This is a genomic window from Kytococcus sp. HMSC28H12 (genome assembly GCF_001816045.1).
In the GTDB taxonomy this organism is placed as follows: domain Bacteria; phylum Actinomycetota; class Actinomycetes; order Actinomycetales; family Dermatophilaceae; genus Kytococcus; species Kytococcus schroeteri.
Window position 1 is genome coordinate 1 of record NZ_KV824679.1, and the last position, 10,675, is coordinate 10,675.

The following is a 10,675-nucleotide window of genomic DNA, read 5'->3' on the forward strand; positions in this document are numbered from 1 at the left end:
GCCACCGGGCGGGTCGCCTCGTCGGCCGGGTCGGGACCGACCACGCGCGGGGGCGCGGCGGCCACCGCATCGGGGTTGGTGAGCATGGCCACCAGCTCCCGGGCACCCTGCGGGCGGTCGGCCGGGTCCTTGGCCATGAGGCGGGTGACCACGGCCGCCAGCGGACCGGGGGTGGAGGCCGGCAGCGGCGGGATGGGCTCGTTGACGTGCGCCATCGCGGTGGCCACCACGGACTCCCGCTCGTACGGGCGCTCGCCGGTGAGCATCTCGTGGGCCACCACGCCCAGGCTGTACAGGTCCGAGGCCGGGGAGGCGCCCCGGCCCATGAGCTGCTCCGGTGCCAGGTACTGGGCGGTGCCCATCACCTCGCCGGTGCGGGTGAGGCCGGCGGAGTCCACGGCGCGGGAGATGCCGAAGTCGGTCAGCTTGGCCACGCCCGAGGGGGTCACGATGACGTTGGCCGGCTTGACGTCGCGGTGCACCACCCCGGCGGAGTGGGCGGCCCCCAGGGCGCGGGCCGCCTGGGTCATGAGGTCGGCCACCTCCTCGGGGGGCAGCGCGCCGCGGTCACGGATCATCTGCGCCACGGTGAGGCCGGGGACGTACTCCATGACCAGCCAGGCGCCGTCGTCGTCCTCGCCGAAGTCGTGCACGGCCGCGATGTTGTGGTGGTGCAGCTGGGCGCTGTGTCGCGCCTCGGAGCGGAAGCGCTCGTCGAAGCCCTCGGTGTCCTTGAGGCCCTTGGTCAGCAGCTTCACGGCCACGGGGCGCTGCAGCACCTCGTCGTCGGCCTGCCAGACCTCGCCCATGCCACCGGTGGCGATGTGCTCGGTGAGGCGGTAGCGGCCTGCCACGAGGTCGCCGGAACCGTGCCTGCTCATCGGGCGAGCACCTCCTCCATGATCGAACGGGCGATGGGCGCGGCCACGGACCCACCGGTACCAGTCTCCCCCGAGGCCGAACGGCCCACGTCCTCGACCACCACGGCGACGGCCACCTGCGGGTCGTCGGCGGGGGCGAACCCGGTGAACCACGCGTGGACGTGGCCCTCGGGGTCGTCGAACTCGGCGGTGCCGGTCTTGCCCGCCACCTGCACGCCGGGGATGGCGGCGGCCCGGCCGGTGCCGGACTCCACCACCTGCACCATCATCTCGCGCAGGCGGTCCGCGGTCTCGGGGGAGACCGCACGGTCCAGGTCACCGTGCCCCGGCTCGTCGATGACGTCGAGGTCGTCGTCCAGGATCTGCTGCACGAGGTGGGGCTCCTTGGCCTGGCCGCCGTTGGCGATGGCGGCGCTGATGAGGGCGACCTGCAGCGGCGTGGTGCGCACGTCCTGCTGGCCGAGCGCGGAGAGGGCCGTGCCGGCCTCGTTGGGGTCGGCGGGGAACGAGCTGGGCACCGCGCGCATGGGAACGCGCAGCTCCCGGCCCACACCGAAGGCCTCGGCCTGCTCCCGCAGGGCGTCGGCACCCACCTGCACGCCGAGGGCGGCGAAGGCGGTGTTGCACGAGACGCGCAGGGCGTCGGCGAGCGTCTGCCGGCCCGAGGGGTCCTGCGTGCACTCCTTGCCACCGAAGTTGCGCAGGCTGGTGCTGGTGCCCGGCAGGGTGTAACGGGCGGGGGCGTCGAGCTGTGTGTCCGGCTGGGCCACGCCCTTCTCCAGGGCGGCCGCAGCGGTGACGAGCTTGAAGACCGACCCGGGCGGGTAGGTGGAGCGCAGCACCCGGTTGGACAGGGGGCGGCCGGGGTCGGCGTTGAGCTCGACCCAGGCCTTCTCCACCGCACCGAGGTCCGTCTGCGAGAGGCGGGTCGGGTCGTAGGAGGGGGAGCTCACCATCGCCAGGATGTCGCCGGTGCGCGGGTCGATCGCGACGGCGGCGCCGCGGCGGTCCCCGAGGGCCTGGGCCGCGGCGTGCTGGGCGCGCGCGTCCAGCGTGGTCTCGATGCTGGCGCCGGCCGGCTCACGGCCCGCCAGCAGGTCGGGCAGGCGCCGGTAGAACAGGGAGTCGTCACGGCCGGACAGCAGGGAGGACTCGGCCCCCTCGAGGCCGCCGCCGCTGCCGTACACCAGCGAGAACCAGCCGGTGGTGTGGGCGTACTCCTCGGCCCGGGGGTAGGTGCGCACCCACGGCACCTGCCCCTGCGCGGGCACGCTGGTGGCCACGGGCTCGCCGTCCACGAGGATCTTGCCCCGCTCCCGGCCGAAGTCGTTGAGCATGGTGCGCCGGTTGCCGGGCAGCTCGCGCAGGTGGTTGGCGTCCACGACCTGGATCCAGCTGCCCGCCACGAGGAGGGCGCCGAAGAGCAGGGCGACGAGCCACGCGAGGTGTCGGATGGGCTGGTTCACGCGGCCACCTCCCGGGTGCTGCGGGCCAGGGCCGAGGCACGCGCGGCCGGGCTGTCGTCGTCGGGTGCCTCGTCCTCGCCCAGCGGGATGGGGGAACGGGCGTCGTGGGAGAGGCGCAGCAGCAGGGCCACGATGGTCCAGTTGGCCAGCAGGGAGGACCCGCCGGCCGAGAGGAAGGGCGTGGTGAGGCCGGTGAGCGGGATGACGCGGGTGACGCCGCCGACCACCACGAAGACCTGCAGGGCCACGGCGAAGGCCAGCCCTGCCGCCAGCAGGGTGCCGAAGCCGTCCCGGGAGCCCAGGGCGATGCGCAGCCCCCGCTGCACGAGGACGGCATACAGCACCATCATCGCCATGAAGCCGACCAGGCCGAGCTCCTCGGCGAAGGACGGCACGATGAAGTCGCTCTCGGCGAAGTAGGTGAGGTCCGGCCGGCCACGGCCCAGGCCGGTGCCGAGGAGCCCGCCGTTGGCCATCCCCATGAGGCCCAGCGGCACCTGGTCGCTGATGGCCAGCGCCTCCGGGCTGAAGGGGTCGAGCCACATGGTGACGCGCTGCTGCACGTGCCCGAAGAGCCGCCAGGCGGTGAACGCGCCGGCGGCGAACATGCCCAGGCCCAGCAGGATCCACGAGAGGCGCTGGGTGGCCGCGTAGAGCATGGCCACGAACAGGCCGAAGAAGAGCAGCGAGGACCCGAGGTCCTTCTCGAAGACGAGGATGAGGATGCTCAGGCCCCACACCATGAGGATGGGACCGAGGTCGCGCACGCGGGGGAAGCGCAGGCCCAGCACCTTGGGGCCGGCCTGCGAGAGGGCGTCGCGGGCGCTCACCAGGTACCCGGCGAAGAAGATGGTCAGCAGGATCTTGGCGATCTCTCCCGGCTGGAAGCTGAAGGGGCCCAAGCTGATCCAGATGCGCGAGCCGTAGTTGGACATGCCCAGGCCGGGCACCAGGGGGCTCAGCAGCATCATGAAGCCCAGGGCTGCGCAGGTCCACGTGACCCGGCGCAGCCGCCGGTGGTCGCGCAGCACCACGAGCACCACCATCGCCACGGCCACCGCCAGGGCCGTCCACATGAGCTGGCGCCCGGCCACGCCGCTGGCCAGCCCGCGGTCCTTGGCGATGTCCAGCCGGTGGAGCATCACCAGGCCCAGGCCGTTGAGCAGGGTGACCACGGGCAGGATCACCGGGTCGGCGTAGCGGGCACGCCACCAGAGCACCACGTGGAAGAGCAGGGCGATGCCGGCCATGCCGCCGGCCAGCGTGAGGATGTTGGTGGGCACCGCGCGGGCGGTGCCCAGGCCCACCTGCACGTAGGCCAGGGCGGTGATGCCGATGGCCAGGGCGAGCAGCAGGAGCTCCATCCACCGGCCGTTGCGGGGAGCCAGCCAGCTCTCCTGCACCGGAGCGGTGGCCTCCTGCCCGCGGTGACGCAGAGGGGTCACGAGGCGGACCCCGAGGAGCCGGTGGGGGCGGGCGAGGACGGCGCGGCCGAGGACCGGGAGGGACGGGGCGAGGAGCCCGACCCGCTGGAGCCGTGCGGGCTCGGGGACGCCGAACCCTTCGAGGTCGGCGAGCCGCTCGGGTTGCTGGACCCGCTGGACCCGCTGGAGCTGCCCGAGCCGTTGGAACTCCCGGACCCGCTGGAGCCCGACTTGGTCCCGCTCGGCTCCTGGCGGTTCTTCCCGGCCCGCTCCGCGCGCTCGCGGAGGTCGGCCAGGGTGCGCTGGGCGTCCGGCAGGTCGTCGGCCGGGATGGCGTCGCGCACGCTGTCGGCGTAGAAGCCGGGCAGGGCGTCCACGCGCAGGTCGCTGCCCTCCTCGAGGGTGGAGAGCTCCTGGCCGGCCAGCACCACGTCGAACCCGCGGCGGATCTGCACCTGCCCGTCGCGCTCCCCGACGAAGTAGTTCTGCGTGCCCCACCACCACAGGCCCCCGACGGCCAGGGCCAGCAGGGCCAGCGCCCCCACCACCCACGCCACGGCGCGGGCCACGGGATGGCGACGTGGCTCGGTGGCCACGGGGCGCCCGTCGCCGGTGGGGCCGCTGTCGCGGATCTCGATGACCTCACCGGTCGGCTCGGCGGCGCGCTGCCCGAAGTCCGCCTTGGTGCTGCCGGTCACCCCGTCGCGGCTGATGGTGCGCGGAGTGAAGGCCCGCTGCCCGATCACCAGGTGACGCCCGTTGAGAGTCACCGACCCGTCATCGGCCACGGGGACGGTCTGGGTGGGGGCGTCGGCGGACTGCGGCTCGCGGAAGGCGTGCTGGTCCGGCTCCTCGGTGGCGCCCTCGTACTCGTGGCCGGAACGCAGCCGGGCGGCGGCACCCACCATCTGCGGCTGGTTGCGCGGCGCCGAGCCGGGGCGCACCACGTCGGCCACCACCACGGTCACGTTGTCGCGGGTGCCCGCGCGGCGGGCCACGTCCACCAGGGCCTGCGCGGCGTCGTGCGGGTCGGGCGACTCCCGGAGCACCTGGGCGATCGTCTCGTCGCGCACGTAGTCGCTCAGGCCGTCGGAGCACAGCAGGAAGCGGTCGCCCAGCACCAGTGGCATGACGCCGTGGTCGGGCTCGTCGTCCGGCCGGCCGGAGAGCACACGGGTGATGAGGGAGCGCTGGGGATGGCCCCACGCCTCCTCCTCGGTGAGGTGCCCCTCGTCGATGAGCAGCTGCAGGAAGGAGTGGTCGTGGGTGATCTGCGAGAGCACGCCGTCCTGCACGCGGTAGGCCCGCGAGTCGCCGATGTGGGCGATGGCCAGCGAGTGGGAGCTGCGCACCATCGCGATGCAGGTGGTGCCCATGCCCTCGGTCTCGGGGTGCTCCTCCTCGAAGGTGTGGAGCTTGGCGTTGGCCGCGGCCACCTCGCGCAGCAGGATGTCGCCGGCGTCCGAGGCGCGGTAGACGTCGTTGTCCAGCTCGGCCAGGTGGTGCACCACGATGGCCGAGGCCGTGTCGCCGCCGGCGTGCCCACCCATGCCGTCGCACAGCAGCAGCAGGTTGGGGCCCGCGTAGCCCGAGTCCTCGTTGCGGATCTTGGAGCCCAGGCCCAGGTCGGAGCGCGCGGCGAAGTGGAGGTCGAACATGCTCAGGCCTTCGCTTCCAGGACGGTGCGGCCCAGCCGGATGGTGCTGCCCACCACGAGCGGGGCTGCCTCGAGCAGGCGCTGGTCGTCCAGCCAGGTGCCGTTGGTGGAGCCCAGGTCCTCGATGATCCAGCCGTGCGGGTCGGGGCTGATGCGGGCGTGGGAGCCGGAGATGCTGTCGTCGTCGACCGACAGGCTGGACTCCGGGTTGCGGCCGATGACGACGGGGGACGACGTCAGCGCCAGGCTGGCACCCCGCATCGGGCCGGCCACCACCACGAGGCGGCGCGGCTCGCGGGGGGCGTTGCGGCGACCGGGGCGGTCCGGGGAGGCCTCATCCGGCATCGGCGTGCGACGGGTCTGGCGGCGGCGGTCACGGGTGACCACGCGGGCGCCGTAGAGGTCGCTTCGCAGCACCCGCGCGACGGCCAGCACGAAGAGCCAGAGCGCTGCGAGCAGGGCGAGCCGCAGCACCGAGACCGTGAGCTCGCTCACTGCGCCCGTCCGAGCCGCACCGTGACCGTGGTGCGACCCATGACGAAGGAGTCCCCGTCGGCCAGGCGGGTGTTGCGGACGCGCTCCCCGCCCACGAAGGTGCCATTCGTCGACCCGAGGTCACGCAGCGTCAGCCGGGCGGTGTCCGTCGCGTCCACCGTCAGCTCCACGTGGCGGCGGGAGATACCCGGGTCCGGGACGGTGATGTCGCACACCGTGTCGCGGCCCAGCAGGGTGGTCGGCTTCTCGAGCACGTGGCGCACACCATCCACCTCGACCCACGGGCGGGCCACGGAACGAGTGGAGCGGGCGGGCACCTGGGTGGTCGCGGCGGTGTCCCGGGTCTCCTGCTCGGTCTCCTCCTGACCCCCTCGCTCGCGCTGGGCCTGCTCCCGCTCGGCGGCGCGGCGGATCTCGGCACGGTGCTGCTCGGCGGCCGCCTCGCGCTCGCGGTCGCGCCGGGCCTCGGCAGCGCGGTCGGCCTCCTTCCGGGCGCGGCGCGCGTCCTCGGCCCCTCGGGCGGCGGAGTCGTCGGCGGTCGGCTGCTCCGAGGAGGCCTTCGCCGCGGCGATGGCCTCCTCGTCCACCTCGCCCAGGTACTTGGCGTCGGCGGGGATGCGGTGGCCCTGGGTGTGGCGGTCGATGGCGTCGTCGAAGCGCTCGTGCGCGGCGCCCCAGGAGTCGATGTCGCCCCGCTCGTCCAGGGTGGCGGGGTTGCGCACGGTGGCGTGGTGGAGCTTGTAGATGCCCGGCTGCAGGTCCGGGTCGGCCACGAGCTCGATCTGCAGCGGGCCGCCGGGGGTGTAGCGCTGCTCGGTGACGTACTCCTGGGCGTCGGCGATGAGCTCGTCGGTGATCGCCTCGTCGAACGCGATGAGGCGGTCGAAGTCGTCGTCGGACAGCTCGATGGTGAAGACGTTGGGAACGATGGTGCGGTGGCGGTTCACCACGGCCGCGCGCGAGTCCATGGCCTTGCGGATGGCGGCACCGATCTCGACGGGCTGCAGCTCCTCGCGCTTGAACAGCCGGGCGAAGGGCGCCGTGAAGACGCGCTCCGTCCCGGACTCGAAGCGATCCAGCAAGCCCATGAGTGCCTCCCTGCGGCGGTTCTGCAGCGTCGGTCGCGCCACGGGGCGGGTCCACGGGGGTCCGGCGGGCGCGTCGATCCTGCGGCGATCGTACTTGCCGGGGCCCTGCCGCGCGGGAGGACCGGAGGTGGATGCCACGCGTCCGCGGGGTGGACCAAGGCCGTGGGTCGGCGCCCCGTCGGGCCGATTGGCGTGCCCGTGGATGTGCTGTTAACGTATGCCGTCGTTCGATCGATGGGTCGACACCATCTCCGGGTGGTGAGATCAGGTGGTCGGGCACTGCGCGCGAGTGGCGGAATAGGCAGACGCGCACGGTTCAGGTCCGTGTGCCCGAAAGGGCGTGGGGGTTCAACTCCCCCCTCGCGCACGCAAGGGAAAGGCCCCGGGATTCGTCCCGGGGCCTTTCGCGTACCCGGGTCCCGGTCGGTGGTGGCCGACCGGCACCGTCGGGGCGGTGCTCAGAGCACCTGGTGGCCGGGGCGGGCCTCCCCGGAGTCCAGCGCGTCGCGCACCACCTGCGAGGCCGCCTTCACGCGCGGGCTGTTGGGGATGGTCCCCAGACGCCCGGCCTGGAAGTCCTCGAACGCGGTGACCAACTCGGCGCGGGTGTTCATGACGAACGGGCCGTAGGCCATCACCGGCTCGCGGATCGGCTGCCCGCCGAGGACGTACAGGTCGAGCCCCTCGGCGTGGCGGGCGTCCTGCTGCTCGTCGGCACGCACCTCGATGTGGTCGCCCTCGCCCAGCAGGGCCAGCTGGCCGGTGCGCAGCGGGCGGCGCTCGGAGCCCACCGTGCCGTCGCCGGAGAGCGCGTAGACCAGGGCGTTGAACCCGGGGTTCCACGGAAGGCGCAGCTGGGCGCCGGGGGCCACGGTGGCGTGGACGATGCTGATGGGGGTGTGGGTGATGCCCGGCCCCTCGTGGCCGTCCACCTCGCCGGCGATGACGCGCAGCAGGCTGCCGCCGTCCTCGCTGGAGAGCAGGCGCACCTCGCCGCCGCGGATGTCCTGGTAGCGCGGGTCGGACATCTTCTGGTGGCTCGGCAGGTTGACCCACAGCTGCAAGCCGTGGAACAGGCCGCCGGACATGAGGAGCTGCTCCGGCGGGGCCTCGATGTGCAGCAGGCCGGACCCGGCGGTCATCCACTGGGTGTCGCCGTCGGTGATGGCCCCGCCACCGCCGTGGGTGTCCTCGTGGAGGAACGACCCGTCGATGATGTAGGTCACGGTCTCGAAGCCGCGGTGCGGGTGCCAGTCGGTGCCGCGCGGCTCGAGCGGGGCGTACTCCACCTCGCCCATCTGGTCCATGTGGATGAAGGGGTCCAGGTCGCGCAGGTCGATGCCCGCGAAGGCGCGGCGGACGGGGAAGCCCTCGCCCTCGTGGCCCTGGGGTGCGGTGGTGACGGAGCGGACGGCGCGGGCTCGGCTGCCGGGGGCCGGCACGACGCGGTCCAGCTCGAGGACGTTCTGGGTGGTCACGGCAGGCATGGCGCCTCCTCCTGATGGTGATGTGTCACCAAGTATAGCGCGCGGGGTGGCCGGTGCATTCCCGCGCACACGGGTCGTGGGCGGAGCAGGTGGGGGTGGTGGGCCACGGCGTCGGGCGTGGACCGCGGCCGGACACGGAACGGTCGGTGCCGTCGCGGGATCCCCCTCCAAGACCCCGGGGCGGCACCGACCCGTCCGGTGTGGGCCAGTGGCCCGATGACGCAGCGGCGCCATCGGTTCCGAGTATCGACGCGCCCGGATCAGGGGTGCGTCATCCCCCGGGCCGATCTGTGGACGGTGTGGTGCCACCTCGTGGGGGTGCCGGTCCGCCTGTGGGCAACCCCGGCGACACACCCCGGGTCCACGGGCGGAGACCCGCGGGCCCACCGGGGCCTCATGCTGGCCCACATGCCTGCACGACGTCTCGACCCCCCGCACCACGACCGCCCCCGGGCCGAGGTGGAGGACCTGGCCGAGCCGCAGGTGGGCTGGCGGGTCCAGGTGCCGCGGGCCATGGCCGCCCTGCTGGTGGCCAACGGCCTGCTGGTGCTGGCCCTCTCCCTCGTGCCGAACCTCTACACCGCGGGCATCCGCACCGTGGACTCGTACTACCTGGTGGCCTACCCCAGCTTCACCGTGGCCACGGTGATGTTCGTGGTGGCCGCCGCGCTCACCGCCCGCAAGCGGGTCGGGTGGGCCATGCTGCTGGTGTACCTGGTGATTCTGCTCGAGGGTGACGTGTTCAGCCTGCTGGAGGGCCAGTCCTGGCACGCCGTGGCCGCCAGCCTTCTGCACCTCACGTGGCTGGGGGTGGCTGTGGCCTCCTACCGCCAGTTCTGCGCGCGGGTCCGGAGCGACGCCTGGGCCTCCGCGGCGGCGTTCATGGTGCTGGGCACCCTGTCGGCCATCCTGCTGGGGTGGCTGCTGGTGCGGCTGCAGCCCGGTGACCTGCCCCACCACCGCCGGCTCGCGTGGGCGGTCGACCACGTCACCGGCCTGGACGGCGGTCTTGCGGCGGACGCGTCCCACGCGCCCCCGGTCTGGGTGACCGGCATCCTGTCGCTCATGGGGTCGGCGGTGCTGGTGGGCACGCTGCTGGTGCTGCTGCGCAGCGCCACCTCCCACAACACCCAGGACGCCCAGGAGCAGGCGGCGGTGCGGGCGCTCCTGGAGCGCTACGGGGCGCAGGACTCGTTGGGCTACTTCGCCACGCGCGACGACAAGGCCGTGATCTTCTCCAGCGACGGACGGGCCGCCGTGGCCTACCGGGTGGAGCAGGGCGTGAGCCTGGCCTCGGGCGACCCGCTGGGCGACCCGCAGTCGTGGGGCAGCGCCGTGCACAACTGGCTGGCCGTCTCGCGGCGCTTCGGGTGGGCGCCGGCGGCGGTGGGCGTCTCCGACGCGGGGGCGCGGGCCTTCGCCGACTGGGGCATGGGTGTCATCTCGCTGGGCGACGAGGCGGTGCTGGACGCCGACGCCTTCTCCCTCAACGGCCCGGAGATGGCCCCGGTGCGCCAGGCGGTACGCCGCGTGCGGCGGGCCGGCGTGGAGGTGCGCGTGCGCCGCCACGAGCAGGTGGACCTCTCCGAGTGGCCGGGCCTGGTGCGTGCCGCCGAGGCCTGGCGCGGGGACGCCCCAGAGCGTGGCTTCTCGATGGCGCTCGGGCGCCTGGGCGACCCGGCCGATGGACGGTGCGTGCTGGTGGAGGCCGTGGACGCCGAGGGCGACCTCGTGGGACTGCTGTCCTTCGTGCCGTGGGGCCCCACCGGGGCGTCGCTGGACCTCATGCGCCGCTCCCCGGACGCGCCCAACGGCGTCACCGAGACGATGGTGGCCGAGCTGTGCCGCCAGCGCGAGAGCGTGGGCGTGCGCCGCCTCAGCCTGAACTTCGCCGTCTTCCGCTCGGTCTTCGCCGAGGGCGAGACCCTGGGGGCCGGCCCGGTGACGCGCATGCAGCGCTGGCTGCTGCGCCGGGCCTCCCGGTTCTGGCAGATCGAGTCGCTCTACACCGCCAACCAGCGGTACCGGCCGGAGTGGAACCGCCGGTACGTCTGCTACGCCGAGGCCGAGCAGCTGGCCCGCATCGGACTGGCGACGGCGCGCGCCGAGGGCTTCCTGCCCGCCTGGGGCCGTCGGCACGCCACTGGTGGCCGGCGTGCGGCCGCCTACGCGGTGGT

General features: G+C 73.7%; 8 protein-coding genes and 1 tRNA gene. 2 read left to right on the plus strand and 7 right to left on the minus strand.

The genetic code is table 11. From position 1 onward, the window contains the following. The 6 genes from HMPREF3099_RS10930 to HMPREF3099_RS10955 form a co-directional block, all read right to left on the minus strand. Positions 1-881 (minus strand): serine/threonine-protein kinase (locus HMPREF3099_RS10930; protein ID WP_141762142.1); only part of this gene is annotated, 881 nt, incomplete at its 3' end. Then, positions 878-2,347: a peptidoglycan D,D-transpeptidase FtsI family protein gene (locus HMPREF3099_RS10935; RefSeq protein WP_070706059.1), complete on the minus strand. Its 1,470-nt coding sequence runs from the start codon at positions 2,345-2,347 to the stop codon at positions 878-880. The genes HMPREF3099_RS10930 and HMPREF3099_RS10935, both read right to left, overlap by 4 nt. Continuing rightward, positions 2,344-3,711, minus strand: a complete 1,368-nt coding sequence (locus tag HMPREF3099_RS10940; protein WP_070706069.1) for an FtsW/RodA/SpoVE family cell cycle protein — start codon at positions 3,709-3,711, stop codon at positions 2,344-2,346. The genes HMPREF3099_RS10935 and HMPREF3099_RS10940 overlap by 4 nt, the downstream gene beginning before the upstream one ends. Before the next feature lie 77 nt (positions 3,712-3,788). Continuing rightward, entirely contained in the window at positions 3,789-5,429 is a 1,641-nt protein-coding gene (locus tag HMPREF3099_RS10945; RefSeq protein ID WP_070706061.1) for a PP2C family protein-serine/threonine phosphatase, read from the minus strand. A 2-nt stretch (positions 5,430-5,431) separates the two neighbouring features. After that, complete coding sequence (locus tag HMPREF3099_RS10950) at positions 5,432-5,923, minus strand: FHA domain-containing protein FhaB/FipA (protein ID WP_070706063.1); 492 nt, start codon at positions 5,921-5,923, stop codon at positions 5,432-5,434. Further along, on the minus strand, positions 5,920-7,011 hold the full coding sequence (locus HMPREF3099_RS10955) for an FhaA domain-containing protein (RefSeq protein WP_070706065.1): 1,092 nt from the start codon (positions 7,009-7,011) through the stop codon (positions 5,920-5,922). Before HMPREF3099_RS10955 ends, HMPREF3099_RS10950 begins: the two co-directional genes overlap by 4 nt. Positions 7,012-7,294: 283 nt before the next feature. Here HMPREF3099_RS10955 and HMPREF3099_RS10960 point away from each other — a divergent pair. After that, a tRNA-Leu gene (locus HMPREF3099_RS10960) sits at positions 7,295-7,378 on the plus strand. 91 nt (positions 7,379-7,469) lie between these two features. On the opposite strand, the gene HMPREF3099_RS10965 is transcribed toward HMPREF3099_RS10960, so the two are convergent. Continuing rightward, positions 7,470-8,498 (minus strand): pirin family protein, encoded by a 1,029-nt coding sequence (locus tag HMPREF3099_RS10965; protein ID WP_070706067.1) that lies wholly within the window; start codon positions 8,496-8,498, stop codon positions 7,470-7,472. A gap of 408 nt (positions 8,499-8,906) precedes the next feature. Between HMPREF3099_RS10965 and HMPREF3099_RS10970 the strand changes: the two genes are divergently transcribed. After that, positions 8,907-10,675 (plus strand): phosphatidylglycerol lysyltransferase domain-containing protein (locus HMPREF3099_RS10970; RefSeq protein WP_168168526.1); only part of this gene is annotated, 1,769 nt, incomplete at its 3' end.